The sequence below is a fragment of the Kitasatospora sp. NBC_00374 genome (assembly GCF_041434935.1).
GTDB lineage: Bacteria > Actinomycetota > Actinomycetes > Streptomycetales > Streptomycetaceae > Kitasatospora.
Genome location: NZ_CP107964.1, coordinates 1378199 through 1392611 on the forward strand (window position 1 = coordinate 1378199; position 14413 = coordinate 1392611).

17 protein-coding genes are annotated in these 14413 nt (G+C 74.4%); 11 read left to right on the plus strand and 6 right to left on the minus strand.

The window, feature by feature from the left end; translation table 11 throughout:
* Positions 1-2 precede the first annotated feature (2 nt).
* Positions 3-404 carry a DUF488 domain-containing protein gene (locus OG871_RS06300; RefSeq protein WP_371494836.1) on the minus strand — a complete coding sequence of 134 codons (402 nt, stop codon included), beginning with the start codon at positions 402-404 and terminating at the stop codon, positions 3-5.
* Between the two features lie 49 nt (positions 405-453).
* Here OG871_RS06300 and OG871_RS06305 point away from each other — a divergent pair, with 49 nt between their 5' ends.
* From OG871_RS06305 to pip, 5 genes are all read left to right on the plus strand, one after another.
* Positions 454-1569 (plus strand): NUDIX domain-containing protein, encoded by a 1116-nt coding sequence (locus tag OG871_RS06305; RefSeq protein WP_371494838.1) that lies wholly within the window; start codon positions 454-456, stop codon positions 1567-1569.
* 125 nt (positions 1570-1694) lie between these two features.
* Positions 1695-2075 carry a DUF6188 family protein gene (locus OG871_RS06310; protein ID WP_371494840.1) on the plus strand — a complete coding sequence of 127 codons (381 nt, stop codon included), beginning with the start codon at positions 1695-1697 and terminating at the stop codon, positions 2073-2075.
* A 372-nt stretch (positions 2076-2447) separates the two neighbouring features.
* Positions 2448-2744, plus strand: coding sequence for a DUF4193 domain-containing protein (locus OG871_RS06315; RefSeq protein ID WP_371494842.1), 297 nt, complete (start codon positions 2448-2450; stop codon positions 2742-2744).
* A gap of 239 nt (positions 2745-2983) precedes the next feature.
* On the plus strand, positions 2984-4231 hold the full coding sequence (locus OG871_RS06320; protein ID WP_371494844.1) for a DUF5685 family protein: 1248 nt from the start codon (positions 2984-2986) through the stop codon (positions 4229-4231).
* Positions 4232-4499: 268 nt separating this feature from the next.
* On the plus strand, positions 4500-5459 hold the full coding sequence (gene pip, locus OG871_RS06325; RefSeq protein ID WP_371494846.1) for a prolyl aminopeptidase: 960 nt from the start codon (positions 4500-4502) through the stop codon (positions 5457-5459).
* A gap of 57 nt (positions 5460-5516) precedes the next feature.
* Here the strand turns inward: pip and OG871_RS06330 are convergent, their stop codons facing one another.
* Complete coding sequence (locus tag OG871_RS06330; RefSeq protein WP_371494848.1) at positions 5517-5786, minus strand: hypothetical protein; 270 nt, start codon at positions 5784-5786, stop codon at positions 5517-5519.
* Between the two features lie 205 nt (positions 5787-5991).
* Here OG871_RS06330 and OG871_RS06335 point away from each other — a divergent pair, with 205 nt between their 5' ends.
* Entirely contained in the window at positions 5992-6159 is a 168-nt protein-coding gene (locus OG871_RS06335) for a hypothetical protein (protein ID WP_371494850.1), read from the plus strand.
* Between the two features lie 334 nt (positions 6160-6493).
* Here the strand turns inward: OG871_RS06335 and OG871_RS06340 are convergent, their stop codons facing one another.
* Positions 6494-6694, minus strand: a complete 201-nt coding sequence (locus OG871_RS06340; RefSeq protein WP_371494852.1) for a hypothetical protein — start codon at positions 6692-6694, stop codon at positions 6494-6496.
* A gap of 117 nt (positions 6695-6811) precedes the next feature.
* Positions 6812-7387 carry a TetR/AcrR family transcriptional regulator gene (locus OG871_RS06345; RefSeq protein WP_371494854.1) on the minus strand — a complete coding sequence of 192 codons (576 nt, stop codon included), beginning with the start codon at positions 7385-7387 and terminating at the stop codon, positions 6812-6814.
* Positions 7388-7598: 211 nt separating this feature from the next.
* Here OG871_RS06345 and OG871_RS06350 point away from each other — a divergent pair, with 211 nt between their 5' ends.
* The 3 genes from OG871_RS06350 (at position 7599) to OG871_RS06360 (ending at position 9722) form a co-directional block, all read left to right on the plus strand.
* Complete coding sequence (locus OG871_RS06350; RefSeq protein ID WP_371494856.1) at positions 7599-8360, plus strand: SDR family NAD(P)-dependent oxidoreductase; 762 nt, start codon at positions 7599-7601, stop codon at positions 8358-8360.
* A 586-nt stretch (positions 8361-8946) separates the two neighbouring features.
* Positions 8947-9300 carry a hypothetical protein gene (locus tag OG871_RS06355; protein WP_371494857.1) on the plus strand — a complete coding sequence of 118 codons (354 nt, stop codon included), beginning with the start codon at positions 8947-8949 and terminating at the stop codon, positions 9298-9300.
* Positions 9301-9458: 158 nt separating this feature from the next.
* Positions 9459-9722: a hypothetical protein gene (locus tag OG871_RS06360; RefSeq protein ID WP_371494859.1), complete on the plus strand. Its 264-nt coding sequence runs from the start codon at positions 9459-9461 to the stop codon at positions 9720-9722.
* Between the two features lie 71 nt (positions 9723-9793).
* On the opposite strand, the gene OG871_RS06365 is transcribed toward OG871_RS06360, so the two are convergent.
* Positions 9794-10450: a response regulator gene (locus tag OG871_RS06365; RefSeq protein WP_371494861.1), complete on the minus strand. Its 657-nt coding sequence runs from the start codon at positions 10448-10450 to the stop codon at positions 9794-9796.
* Complete coding sequence (locus tag OG871_RS06370; RefSeq protein ID WP_371494863.1) at positions 10447-11742, minus strand: sensor domain-containing protein; 1296 nt, start codon at positions 11740-11742, stop codon at positions 10447-10449. The genes OG871_RS06365 and OG871_RS06370 overlap by 4 nt, the downstream gene beginning before the upstream one ends.
* A gap of 149 nt (positions 11743-11891) precedes the next feature.
* Between OG871_RS06370 and OG871_RS06375 the strand changes: the two genes are divergently transcribed.
* The gene (locus OG871_RS06375; protein ID WP_371494864.1) at positions 11892-13832 is read left to right on the plus strand and encodes an FtsX-like permease family protein; all 1941 of its coding nucleotides are present in this window, start codon (positions 11892-11894) and stop codon (positions 13830-13832) included.
* A gap of 166 nt (positions 13833-13998) precedes the next feature.
* Entirely contained in the window at positions 13999-14406 is a 408-nt protein-coding gene (locus OG871_RS06380) for a YciI family protein (protein ID WP_371494866.1), read from the plus strand.
* The last annotated feature ends 7 nt before the right edge of the window (positions 14407-14413 follow it).

Genomic DNA, 14413 nt, shown 5'->3' on the forward strand with positions numbered 1-14413 from the left:
CCTCACCGCGCACCAGAGGCGGAATCCGGCCCGAGCAGGCCGACGAGGACCGTCAGGTGGCTCAGCTCGACCTCCCGGGTGGCCGTCAGCAGGGTGAGCGGGCCGGCGGCGGCCAGGACCCGCAGCCGCTCCAGCGCCTCGGCCCTCACCGGCTCGGCCAGTTCGGCCAGGTAGCGGGTGCGGAACTCCTCGTACCTGGCCGGCTCGTGGCCGTACCAGCGGCGCAGCTCGTCGCTCGGCGCGACCTCGCGCAGCCACTCGTCGAACCCGGCCGCGTCCTTGCGCAGCCCGCGCGGCCAGAGCCGGTCGACCAGCACCCGGCGGCCCTCGTCGGCGGACGGCTCCCGGTAGATCCTGCGGAGGTGGACGGTCACGGGACTCCCTCGGACGGCGCGTGCCGACATCCTCGCGCGATCCGGCCGGGAACCGTGCGTATCCGGCGCGGTGTCCTGCATGCTGTTCACGACGGCGAGGCACGGGGGCGCGATGACGGGGTATCCGGAGGCCGGCGGCGAGGGCCGCGAACTGCTCGCGGCGGCCGGGGTGCTGTTCACCGACCGGCAGGGGCGGGTGCTGATGGTACGGGTCTCGTACGCGGCCGAGCACCCCGTCGAGGTGCCGGGCGGCGGCTGGGAGGAGCAGGACGAGTCGCCGCGGCACACCGCCGTACGCGAGATCGAGGAGGAGCTGGGCATCACCCCGCGGCTCGGTGCGCTGGCCTGCCTGGACTGGTCGCTCGACCACGACCGGCCGCCGATCGCCGCCTTCCTCTACTGGGCGGAGCCACTGACCGACGCCGAGCTCGACGCCCTCCGGCTGGAGGAGGCGGAACTCGGCTGGTACGGCTACCTGACACCCGAGCAGGCCGCCTCCGCGCTGCCGCCGCTGCTGTCGCTGCGGGTCACGGCCTGCCTGCGGGCACCGCGTTCGGCCGGGCCGCTGGAGCTGGCGGCCGGCCGGCCGCTCGGGCACACCGCGGCCCGGTACGCCGCCCCGCCCCCGGCGCCGTACACCGGGGCGGCCGGGCTGCCGCCGCTGCGCGAGGAGCGGCCGGCGTCGCCCCCGCCGATGGACCACGAGACGTTCATCGCCACCCGGCCGAGGATCCGGGCGAAGGCACGGATGCTGTTCACCGACCCGGAGGGCCGGATCCTGCTGGTCCGGCTGCAGCCCAGACCCGACGAGCGGCCGTACTGGGTGCTGCCCGGCGGCGGGGTCGAGGCCGACCGGGAGCTGCCGCGGGAGGCGGCCCGCCGGGAGATCCGCGAGGAACTCGGCTGGGAGCGCGAGCCCGGGCGGCTGCTGGCGCTCGACTGGGAGTCCCCCGACCCTCGGCGGCCGGGCGACCGGCCCCGGCTGGTCCACGTCTTCGACGGGGGCACGGTGACGGTCGCGCAGCTCGCCACCGCCCGGCTGCCGGAGGGCGAGGTGGTGGAGGCCCGCCTGTTCACGGCGGACGAGGCCCGCGCGGTGCTCTCCGCGACCTCCTGGGCCAGGACCCGCGCCGCGCTCGCGGTGCGGGACGGTGACGGCGGGCCCGCCGAGCTGGTCCGGGGCGTCCCGGTCTGACGGATCCGGGCGGGGGTGCGGGTGTCCGGGCGGGGTGCGGGTGTCCGGCCGGGCGGGCAGACTCGGACCGGTCGGGGGGGGGGGTACGGCGGGTGGGGCAGTGGGCGAGACGGCGGGAGGCGACCGTGGCGGGGCAGATCGAGACCGTGTTGTGCGGGCACCTGGTGGAGAGCGTCGACGGCGGCCACCGGCTGAGAGTCGGGCTCACCGACGGGCTCGCGGTCACCGTGGAGAACGACTTCCGGCTGACCGCCCCCGGCGAGGTCCGGCACTTCTACCCCGGTCTGACGATGGCGCCGGAGGGCGGCCTCCGCGCCCTGGTCGGCGCGCGGGTCACCGCCGTGCGGGTCAGCCCGGGCGGCGGGCTGGAGCTCGACTTCGACACCGGGCGCACCATCGCCGTACCGCCCGAGCTCGGGCCGGACGGCCCGGCCGAGGCCTGGCGGGTGAGCGGTCCGGACGGGCCGCTGTTCACCTCCGTCCCGGGCGGCTACCTGAGCGGCTGAGACCTTCGGCACACCGGTGTCGGGCACCGGCTCACGGGTAAATGGTGCCGAAACCGTCCCGACGACGGACAATGCACGGCATGGCGACATCCTTCCCGGCCCCGCGACCGGTCCCCGCGACCGGCACCGCGGCCCGCCGCCGACCCCTGCGTGGACAACGCCGCAGGTCAGGCGGGCGGACCGGGAGTGGTCATGTCCCGCTGCGGGGGATCTCCGGCGCGGCGGCCGACGGCACGGTGCGGGGTCGGCCCGGCCGGGTGTCATCCAAAAAGGTGCGAGAAGCCTGTCGTGGGCCACCCGCACGGCCCGGACAGGACAGGATGTGCGACGACAAACCCACCACTGTGCAGTATCGACGGGAAGGTCCCCGTTTTGGCAACCGACTACGACGCGCCGCGCCACAACAGCGACGAATCGGACGAAAGTATCGAAGAACTCAAGAGTCGGCGCAACGACAAGTCGACCGGCTCGGTCGACGCCGACTTCGAGGCCGTCGAAGGCCTCGAGCTCCCTGGCGCCGACCTCTCCGGCGAGGAGCTGACCGTCCAGGTGCTGCCCGAGCAGCAGGACGAGTTCACCTGCTCGAGCTGCTTCATGGTCCACCATCGCAGCCAGCTCGCGGGCAAGGACAAGAACGGCCGCCCCATCTGCAAGGAGTGCGCCTCCTGACCGCACGGCCCTTGGGCCCGGCCGACCGCCGGGCCCGGTCGTCCTGAGTCACCCCCGGCCTGCCGACAGGCCGTTGGAAGGGGTCATGGTCAGCCGTCCCGACCATGACCCCTCGGGCCAGCCGCCGCGGAGCCGTTCGCCGCAAGGACGGCCACCTCGGAGCAGTACCGGCCCCCGCGCGCTACCCCTACGATGAGTGATCGACTGCGGCCGCCCGGCCGCGGCCCATGGGGGGAACCGTGTTCGGAATCATCAGGCCCTGTCGGCATCGGCTGTCGGAACGACTGCGGACCAGCTGGCTCGCACACCTCTGCGGCCTGTGCCTCGCCCTGCGCGACGACCACGGCCAGCTGGCCCGTACGGCCACCAACTACGACGGCCTGATCATCTCGGTGCTGGTCGAGGCCCAGCGCGAGACCATACCCGGGCAGTCCGGATCCCCCGCCGGACGCCGCAAGGCGGGCCCGTGCCCGCTGCGCGGGATGCGCAGCGCGGAGGTCGCCGACGGCGAGGGCGCCCGGCTCGCCGCGGCGGTGTCGCTGGCGCTGGCCTCGGTGAAGATGCGCGACCACGTCCAGGACGGCGACGGTGCGTTCGCCCACCGCCCGGTCGCGGCCGGAGCCCGCGCGGTCGCCCGCCGGTGGGACCGGCAGAGCGCGGGCAGCGGCTCCACGGTCGGCTTCGACACCGGAGTCCTGCTCACCGCGGCAGCCCGGCAGGGGCAGTTGGAGCAGGACGTGGTCGCGGGCAGCTCGGTGCTGCTGGTCACCGAACCGACCGAGACCGCGACCGCCGCCGCCTTCGCGCACACCGCCGTCCTGGCCGGGCGCCCGGCCAACGCCACCGCACTGGCCGAGGCGGGCCGGCTGTTCGGGCGCCTCGCGCACCTGCTGGACGCCGCCGAGGACCAGGCGCAGGACGCCGCGAGCGGCGCCTGGAACCCGCTGACCGCGACCGGCACCGAGCGGGCCGAGGCGGAGCGGCTCTGCCGGGACGCCGTGCACGGCATCCGACTGGCCCTCAAGGACGCCGAGTTCACCGACCGGGCGCTGGCCCACCTGCTGCTCGCGCACGAGACCGGCAACGCGGTCGACCGGGTCTTCGGGCACGGCGCCGGCTGCGCACTGCCCGAGCTCGCGGCGGACGGGCAGCGGGCGGACGGGCAGCGGGCGGACGGGCACCGGGCGAACGGTCACCGGGCGGACGTGCACCGGGCGGAAGGCTCGATCATCGACCGGCCGCCGACCGAGGAGCCGCCCCGCAAGAGCCCGCGCGGCGCGCTGGCCGGCTGCGCGGTGTGGGCGCTGATGGCCTGTACGTGCCAGCTGACGTGCTGCGAGCACGACGACCCGTTCAGCAGGGAGCGCAGGGAGGGCTGGTGCCAGCGCAACTGCGACTGCATCTGCGACAGTTGCAACTGCGGGTGCGACGGGTGCACGGCCTGCGACGGGTGCGAGTGCGACTGCTGCTGCCCCTGCGACTGCTGACCCCGGGGCCTCGGCGGATGTGGCCGGCACCGCCGCGGCCCAGGTCGCCTGTCCGAGGCGGTTGGTCGTGTCCCGATGTCTTCGCCAACCGGGAGAGCCGGGGACGGGCCATGCACGACGAGAGCACTTCGCGTTCTCTCCCGACACCATCACCCAGGGTGATCACGAAACCCTCTGGTGGGACTGACCTCGACTCTGCACCGCGGGGGCCGAACCAGCTTGGAAAACAGCGGAGTTCGGGCGGACCGCTCCCGTAGGATCGGCGGTCATGGTTGACCTCTACCCTCCCACCAGTCCCTACGACCGCGGTCTTCTCGACACCGGGGACGGCAACCGCATCTACTACGAACAGCTCGGCAACCCTCAGGGCAAGCCCGCCCTGTTCGTGCACGGCGGCCCGGGGGCGGGCGCGCCGCAGCGGCCGACGAGCGCCTGGGACCCCGAGTGCTACCGGGTCATCCGCTTCGACCAGCGCAACTGCGGCCGCAGCACCCCGCACGCCAGTGACCCGGCGGCGGACATGAGCCTCAACACCACGCAGCACCTGATCGACGACATGGAGCGGCTGCGCGCACACCTCGGTATCGAGCGGTGGTTGCTGGACGGCGGCTCCTGGGGCTCGACGCTCATCCTGGCCTATGCGCAGCAGCATCCCGAGCGGGTCAGCGAGATCGTCATTCAGGCGGTGACGACGACCCGCCGCAGCGAGACCGACTGGCTCTACCGGGGCGCCGGGCGGTTCTACCCCGAGGCGTGGGACCGGTTCCGTGACGGTGTCCCCGAGGACGAGCGGGACGGCGACCTGCTCGCGGCCTACGCGCGGCTGATGGAGAACCCCGACCGGGCGGTCCGGGAGAAGGCCGCCGCCGACTGGCTGGCCTGGGAGGACGCGGTCATCTCGAACGAGCCGAACGGTGTGCCCGGCATGTACAGCAATCAGGAGGTCGACGCGCAGATCGCGTTCGTACGGATCTGCGCCCACTACTTCAGCAACGGCGCGTGGCTGGAGGAGGACCAACTGCTGCGCGACGCCCACAGGCTGGCCGGGATCCCGGCGGTACTGGTGCACGGCCGGCACGACATGGGCAGCCCGGTCCAGACGGCGTGGGAGCTGGCGAAGGCCTGGCCGGACGCACGGCTGCACATCTTCGAGGACTCCGGTCACGTCGGAGGCGAGGCGATGCGGCACACGGTCCGGGCGGCCATCGAGGAGTTCAAGAAGAGGTAGGCCGAGGGGCGGCGACGGCCTGCGCCCACCACCTTCGGGACGGAGGCCGCGGCCGAGTCAGCCGACGTCGATACCGGTGACCGCCGGGGTCCCGACGCCCACCTCGTCGGCTGCGTAGCCAGCCGCCGCGAAGGCCCGCCGGGCCAGGTCCGACGCCGCGGTACCCGCGCCGGTGCGGTCGGCGGCCTCCACCTCCAGCCGGAGCACGAACGTCCGCGCGGGCTCGTCGAGGGTCAGCACGTCAAGGTCGGGCACCTCGGTACCGACCTCCTCCGGATCCGCGCCGCGCACCACCGCGAGCAGCGCACGGCGGGCCCGCTCGTCCATCGGTCGACCGATCGTCCCGGGAACAGTGATCACATAGTTGCCCATACCTCACCGTCTCACCCGCGCGAGCCGCGGGAAACCCTTGACCTCGGGCGTTCCGCGCGGCCCCGCGCCGGACCGCATCGGCCCGTCCGGTTGGAATCAGCCGGTCCGGGCAGGCGCCCGGTACTCCTGCCTACGAGCCGCCCCACCGAGAGGACATGCCATGACCACGGCCGACGACCACACCGCACAGCCCGACGAGGAGACGCGCGACCGGTCCGCCGAGGAGCGGTCGATCGTGGCGCCCACCCCGGCGGATGTCCGGGCGAAGGCGGAGGACGACGGGAACGAGGAGCCCGAGCCGCCGGCGGCGGACACCCGAGCCCCGTGACAAGGCGGGCGCTCCCCACCCACGGTGGTCGAGCGGCCGACGGCCCGTGGCAGCCGGTGTGGACCGTCGTGCGGGCCCTCGCCGGCGTCCACGGTGACCGGAACGTCCGCCCGGTCGTCCGGTTCGAGGAGTAGCCGCTCCGCCCAGCACGGATCGCCCGGGACGACCAGGCCTTGTTCGGAGAGCACCTCGACGGTTGCGGACCCCTGCCGGCAACGGCCGACGAGCCGGCGGACGGCACGGGCACGGTCAGCACGTGCGCTGCCGCGCCACGCCGCCTCCGGGCCTGCCATGGACGGCGTCCTCCCACCGTCCGAGGTCGGCCGGACGGAGTTCAGTCGCCACCCCCGTCGCCACTGCTCTGGTTCAGGCCCCGGCGCCGGTTCCTCGCGGCGCGGCGTACCAGTTCGCCCGCGGCCAGCGTCACGGCCGCCACCGCGCGGGCCCAGCGGGGCCCGCCGCGATCCGCCCACACCACACACGCGCACCCGCCGACGGCAAGCACCAGAACACCGATCAGCACCAGGCCAATCATGTTCTCCCACCCCTCTGGTTGTTCGTACCGGTCCCGAATGATCATCCCAGACCGCGAGAGGCGCGTCGCGCACGGCGTGCCCCGCCGGTCAGTGCCGGTCGTCAGTGCCGGTCGTCGTCAGTGCCGGCCGGTGCTCAGGCCGTCCAGGGTGAGGTCGAGGAGGCGTTCGGCCTGCTCGCGCTGTTCCGGTTTGCCGGAGGCGAGGGCGATGCCGGTGAGGGCGGCGAACATGTCGGTGGCGCCGATGTCGGAGCGGACGGCGCCGGCCTCGACGCCGGCGGCGAGGAGCGAGGCCAGCGCGGCCAGCATCATCTCGTGGCTCTGCGCGTAGGGGTTGACGCCGGATTCGACGAGGGCGCGCAGGGCGTCGGCCATGCCGAGTTTGGCGGTCGCGTAGTCGATGAAGCGGCCCATCCAGGCGCGCAGGGCCTCGCGGGGGGCGAGCGTGGCCAGCAGGTCGGGGGCGGCGTCGCAGAGCCGGCTCAGCTCGTTGCGGTAGGCGGCCTCGATGAGGGCCTCCCGGGTGGGGAAGTTGCGGTAGAGCGTGCCGGAGCCGACGCCGGCCTCCTTGGCGATGCGCTCCAGGTGCGCGTCCAGTCCTTCCTCGGCGAAGACGCGCACGGCGGCGGAGAGGATCTTGTCCCGGTTGCGCTGCGCGTCGGCCCGCAGCGGGCGCCCTGTCTCTCCGGCCATCGGCGGTCTCCTGTCGTCCCGGGTTGCTAACTGGAGGCTCCTCCACTTACGGTAGGGGAACTGGAGGCGCCTCCGCTTCACTCTAGGGCACGCATGCCTGCCCGCATCCGCCGCACACGAGTGCGTGCGCACACACCCCCTTTCACATCCATCGGCACGGTCCCGCCGCGAACGCGGCGCCCGGGATCCGCCTACGCACAGGAGGAGAAGAATGAGCCCTCAGCTCGAAGGAAAGGTCGCGGTCGTCACGGGCGGCGCGTCCGGGGTCGGCCTGGGCATCGCCCAGGAGTTCGTCGCCAACGGCGCCCACGTGGTCATCACCGACCTGCGGCGAGCGCCGCTGGACGAGGCGGTCGCGGCGATCGGGCCGAACTGCTCGGGGATCGTCGCCGACGTCACCAGGCTCGCGGACATGGAGGCCGCCTACCGGCAGGTGAAGGAGCGTCACGGACGACTCGACGCGGTCGTGGCCAACGCCGGGATCGGCGCGCACGCCCCGCTCGGCGCGATCACCGAGGAACAGTTCGACCGGACCTTCGGCGTCAACGCCAAGGGCGTCCTGTTCACCGTCCAGCCCGCGCTCGCGCTGCTGCCGCCCGGCGGTACCGTCGTCGTCATCGGCTCCACGGCGTCCATCCAGCCGCCGCGCGGGATGAGCCTGTACGGCGGTTCGAAGGCCGCGGTGCGCAACTTCGTCCGGGCCTGGATCCAGGACACCAAGGGGTCGGGCGTCCGGATGAACATCCTCAGCCCCGGCGCGGTCGACACCGCCTCCCTGCGCAGCGCGCTGGCGATGGCGCAGGGGGCGGACCAGGTCGAAGCCGCCGTCAAGGTCATGGGAGAGGGCAACCCGAGCGGGCGAATCGCCGACCCGCGCGAGATGGGCAGGGCCGCGGTCTTCCTCTCCAGCGACGCGTCCAGCTTCATCACCGGCGTCGAACTGTTCGCGGACGGCGGCATGGCCCAGGTCTGAGCCACCCCGCGACACGTCGCGGCGATGCGCCCGAGGTCGGCGCCGCGCCCCGGATCCGACCGACCGTCACACCGGAGGAGGCTCCCGGTCATCGGCTCCCGCGTTCGTCCGGGGCCTCTGCGCCCGGCACTCGGAGCACTACCATGCTCCCGACGGCACAGCGGAGTTGCTTGCGTGCCGGGATCATCCGGGTCCGCTGCTCCTCCGGCGGACCGGTCGGGGAACGAAGGGGAATATCGTGCAGGATCCGTCGCAGCGGCCGACTTCGCCGTTCTCTCCGTCGGCCTCGACGGTGTCACCCGGATCGGCCGGCGCGAACCACGCCCGCGTCAAGCTCTGGGCGACGGGGGCCGCCGTGGTCAGTGCCGCCACCGGCGTGGTGACCGCTTTCGCCGCGTTCTCCGGAGGCTCGCCGTCACCGGTGGCGGTCCCGCCTCCCGCCTCGGTGACCGTGACGGCTCAGCCCCCGCAGAGCGTGCCAGGTGCGACCGCCGCGTCTCCGGCTCCGGCTTCGGGCGGCTCCGGGCCGGCGAGTCCGGGAGCCGCGTCGGGGACGGGGGCCGGCTCCGTACGGTGGTCGGGCAAGGTGGTCCTCGGGCTGGAGGGCATCGAGCTGGACCAGGTACCGCCACGTGCCGGCTCCGAAACGATCATGAACACCCGGCCCGCCGCCGGACGCAACGGGTCCAGCTCGATGGAGGTCATGGGCACGGTCGCCCTGTGGACGAGCGCGGAGGCTCCCACGGCCCAGGGCTGCAAGGACCTGCTGGCCACCCAGTCGGTCAAGGAGGTCGTCGTGGGGCAGGGCGACAGAGTGTGCCTCGTCAACGAGCACTCCCCGATCGCCGCGCTGAAGGTCACGGCGACCTCCTACGACAAGGGCACGTACGGCCTGATCGAAGGCGAGCTGACCATCTGGAACCTCCGCTCGGACAGGTGATCCCCGGGCCGCTGTCGCCCGCGTCGGACGGGCGGAGCGCTCATCGACCCCCACGCGCCGGGTGCTGCCGCGATTCACCCGTGCCGGGTGAGCCCGGGTCGCCCGCCGGAGTGCGAGGCTGGAAGGTGTTCGGTTCGGCCGTGCGAGCAGGAGGAGCCATGGCGGAACAGCCACACGTGCACATGTCACCGGAGGACCTGCGCGGGGCGCTCGCGGAGGTCCAGGCCGCCTACGACCGGCTGATGGCGGCCGAACACCCCGACCCCGAGCAGTTGGCCGACCTCCGCCGCCGCTCCCGCGAGCTGCACGCCGAGGCCGAGGAGGAACAGCTGGACGAGCCGCACGGCCGCGCGGAGCGGATCCACTGTCGCTGCTCGGGCGCCACCCACGGAGCCGAGTGGATCATCCAGCACGCCCGCTGATCCCCGGCGGGCCCGGGGCCCGCGGGGCCCGCGGCCGAGTCGGGACCCGGTTCGATCCGGGCCCGCCGCCGTCAGGCCCCGAGGAACCGCAGCACGGCCAGCACCCGGCGGTGGGTCTCCTCGGCCGGCGGCAGGTCGAGCTTCATGAGGATGTTGCCGATGTGCTTGCCCACGGCGGCCTCCGACAGGACCAGTGCCCGGCAGATCGCCGCGTTGGACCGGCCCTCCGCGATCAGGGCCAGCACTTCACGCTCGCGCGGGGTCAGCCGCTCCAGCGGATCGCGGCGGCGGCCGAGCAGCCGGCGGACGACCTCCGGGTCGACGACCGTGCCGCCGGCCGCCACCGCGGCGACCGCCGCCACGAACTCCTCGACCTGGCTGATCCGGTCCTTGAGCAGATAGCCGACGCCGGTCCCGGTGCCGGAGTCGAGCAGCTGCGCGGCGTACGACCGCTGGACGTACTGGCTGAGGACGAGCACGGGCAGGCCCGGCCGCCGCTCGCGCAGCGCGACGGCGGCGCGCAGGCCCTCGTCGGTCTGCCCCGGTGGCATCCGGACGTCGGTGATGACGATGTCCGGCGGGTGGTCGGCGACGGCCGCGTGCAGGGCGTGGGCGTCGCCGACCGCGGCGACCACCCGGTGCCCGAAGCGGGCGAGCAGGCCGACGAGGCCCTCGCGCAGCAGGACACCGTCCTCGGCGAGGACGATGCGCAGGGCGGGGGCGCTCATGCGGCGGTGGCGATCGGCGTGCAGGGGATCTCCATGCGCAGTACGGTCGGCCCGCCGGGCGGGCTGCTGAGGGTGAGGACGCCGTCCACCACCGCGACCCGGTCGGCCAGGCCGGTGAGACCGGTACCGAGCGCCGGGTCGGCGCCGCCGCGTCCGTCGTCCAACACCTCGATCACCAACAGGCCCCGGGCGTGGTGCCCGTGGATGCGGGCCGATCGGGCGCCGCTGTGCTTGGCGAGGTTGGTGAGCGCCTCCGACACCGCGAAGTAGCCGGCCGACTCCACCGCCGCGGGCAGCCGGCCGGTCAGCTCGAAGGCGACCTCCACGGGAACGGGCGAGCGGTCGGCGGCGTCCGCGCAGGCGTCCGGGAGTCCGTGGTCGGTGAGCACCTGCGGATGGATCCCGTTGATCAACTCACGGAGCTCGGCGAGGACATGGTCGGCCTGGCGGTGCGCGTCGGCGAGCCGCGACGCGAGCTCACTGTCCGGCTCGGCGTCCAGCCTGGCCAGGCCCAGTGCCATGGCCAGGGCCACCAGCCGCTGCTGGGCGCCGTCATGGAGGTCGCGTTCGATCCGGCGCCGCTCCGCCTCGAACGCGTCCACCAACCGGGCGCGGGAGCTGACCAGTTCACCGATCCGCAGCTCCTGTCCGGCGGGCGCCAGCACCGTCCCGGCCAGGGCCGCCCGGCCGGCCGCCACCGCGGTCAGCGGATAGGCCGCCAGCGCCAGCGCCACCACCCCGGCGAGCGTCAACGCCGCGGCCACCAGCGGGGAGTGGACCTGCCACAGCTTCAGCACGTTCACCTGGTCGCCGTCCGCGAGCAGCAGCGGCAGCGCCGCGATCAGGTAGCCCGGTACGGCGAGCGCGCAGCCCACGACGACGAGCTCGACCGGCCACAGCACGAAGGCGGCGAGCACGGCGAAGCCGAGCTCGCGCCAGGTCGCCTGCTCCCGGTAGCGCAGCCTCAGCCAGGCCGGCAGGCCGGGGCGGGACGGGACCTGGTGCGGCCCCGCCCCGGGTATCGCGTCGTACAGGCGCACCGCGCGCAGCAGCCAGCGCTCCCAGGCCGCGAACGGCAGGCCGACCAGCGCCAGCGCCGCCAGCAACGGCAGGCCCACCAGCACCGCGGCGAGCACACCGGCGGTCACCGCGGTCACCAGCAGCGCCGCGCAGAGCAGCAGCCCGGCGGTACCGCTGGCCAGCAGATAGCCGGCCGCCCGCCACGGCAGCGAGCTCCGCAGGAACGCCGGACGCGTCAACTCCCGCCAGACGCCTGCCGTCCCGCCGCTCATCCGCGTCGTCCCCCTCGTCGCCCGGGCCCCGGTGACCCCGCGACTCCACCCTAGGCGGGCACCGGAGCGGCCGCGGTAGGGCCTGCCCTACCTCTCGCCGTAGGGCCAGGGCTGCTGACCACGGTGGCCGCCCGCGATTGGCTTGCGGCATGAGGATGCTGCGCATCGCGCTGAAATCGTTGAAGGTCCGCTGGGTGTCGCTGGTGGGCGCGTTCGTCGCACTGGCGCTCGGAGTCGCCATGACGACGGTGATGCTGCTCGGGCTCGCCGCTGCGATGTCGCTGCCCGGCGGGGAGGCCGTGGTCTCGCTGGTGGCGGCCCTCGGCACGGCGGGCGGGGTGAGCGCGTTCGTGTCGGCGTTCGTCGTCGCGTCGACGTTCTCGTACGTCGTCGGCCAGCGGCGGCGCGAACTGGGCCTGTTGCGGCTGGCCGGTGCGACCCGGGCCCAGGTGCGGCGGACCGTCCTCGCGGAGGCGCTGGTCCTCGGCGTGGCCGCCTCGCTGGCGGGCTGCGTGCTCGGCCGGCTCGGGGCCCCCGCGATGGTGGGGTGGCTGGCGGACGTCGGCATGGCACCGCCCGGCTTCACGCCCGGCCGGCAGGCCTGGCCGCTGCACGCGGCGTTCTGGACGGGCCTGCTGGTGGCGCTGGGCGGGGTGGCGGTGGCCGCCCGCCGCGCCGGGGCGTACGGGCCGTTGGACGCGCTGCGCTCCGCGGACGTGGACACCGCCGCGCTGACCGGCGGCCGTCGGCTGTGGGGCCTGGGGCTGGTGCTGACCGCCGCGACCATGATCGGCTGGAGCCTGGCCACGGACCCGGCCGACCTGCTCCACCGCAAGACCTACACCGTGCAGCCGATGGTGCTGATCAGCGCCTGCGGGCTGCTCTGCCCCGCGCTCGCCCGTCCGCTGCTGCGGCTGCTCGCCCGGCTCACGGCCCGCCGCACCCGCTGGGCCGGCCGGCTGGTCCGCGAGAACGCCACGGCGGCCATGCGGCGCACCGGCGCGATCGCCGCCCCCGTGCTGGTGTCGGTGGCGCTCACCGGCTCACTGGCCGGCGCGCTGGAGACGGTGAGCGCCGCGCGCACGGCCGAAGCCGCCGCGCGTACCGGCGCCGACTTCGTCGTCACCCCGCCCTCCGGTGCCCGGCCGCCGGCACCCGCAACAGCCGGCGCTCCGGGCGCTGTCCGCGTCGACGCGCTCACGGCCGCCCTGCGAGCCGTCCCCGGCACGGCGGTCTCCCCCACCGCTCCCACCGAGCTCACGGTGGTCGAGGCCGACGGCACCGCCGTCCGGACTCAGGCGCGGACGGCCGACCCCACCGCGCTCGCGGCGGTCGCCCGGCTGCCCGTGCTCACCGGCTCGGTGACCGCCCTCGACGACGGCGGCATCGTGCTGCCCGAGGAGTGGGGACACACCGCCGTCGGCGAGCCGGTGGACGTCATCCTGGCGGACGGCACCCGGACCACCCTGCGTGTCGCCGCCGTCCTGCGCGACGGACTCGGCGACAACGGCCTGTACGTGACCGCGCGCAACGCCCCGGGCGCCCGCACCGACCGGATCGACGTCCGCCTGACGCCCGGCACCGACCCCGTCACCGCCGGCGGGCTCCTCACCGACGCCGCCAGTCCGTACGGCGCGGGCGTCGCCGGCCGGGACGCCTGGCTGGCCGCGAGCGCACCGGCGAACGGCCGGATCACCCGGCTGCGGACCGTCCTCGTGCTGGGCCTCGCCCTGATCTACACCGGCATCGCCCTCGCCAACACCCTCGTCATGGCGACCACCGACCGCCGGCGCGAACTCGCCCTGCTCCGCCTCACCGGCGCCACCCGGTCCCAGGTGACGGCCCTGGTCACCGCCGAGGCGGTGCTCGTCGTCGCCGTCGGCGCCGTCCTCGGCTGCGCCGTCGCCGCCGTCCAACTCGGCACCATGCACGGGGCCCTGGCCCTGCTGCGGGTGCCCGCCCCAGTGGTCCTGCCGTGGCAGCCGATCGGGCTGGTCACCGCGGCCTGCACCCTCCTGGCGGTCCCGTGCACCGCGCTGTCCGCCGCCTGGGCACTGCGCCGCAGGCCCGTCCTCGCGGTGGCCGGCTGACGCGCCCGCGACACGCCGTGGACCCGGACACCGCGAGACGGCTCACCCGGGCCCGTCGGCGGGAGCCGAAAAGTTTTCGGCCGGGGATGTCGAGAAGCCGTGGCGGGCTCCGTCCCAGCAGTGAACGCGGCCACAATGGGTCGCACCAGCACCGAGGAGAACCACGATGGCCAAGTACCTGCTGCTCAAGCACTACCGCGGCGCCCCGAGCGCGGTCAACGACGTGCCCATGGACCAGTGGACGCCAGAGGAGATCTCGGCGCACATGCAGTACATGCACGACTTCGCGACCCGGCTCGAAGGGACCGGCGAGTTCGTCGACGGCCAGGCGCTCGCACCCGAGGGGACGTTCGTCCGGTACGACGGCGAGGGCCGTCCGCCGGTCACCGACGGCCCGTTCGCGGAGACCAAGGACCTCATCGCCGGCTGGATGGTGATCGACGTCGACAGCTACGAGCGCGCCGTCGAGCTGGCCGGGGAGCTGTCGGCCGCCCCCGGGGCGGGCGGGAAGCCGATCCACGAGTGGCTCGAACTGCGCCCGTTCCTGACCGCGCCGCCCACCATCACCGAGTGACCTCCCC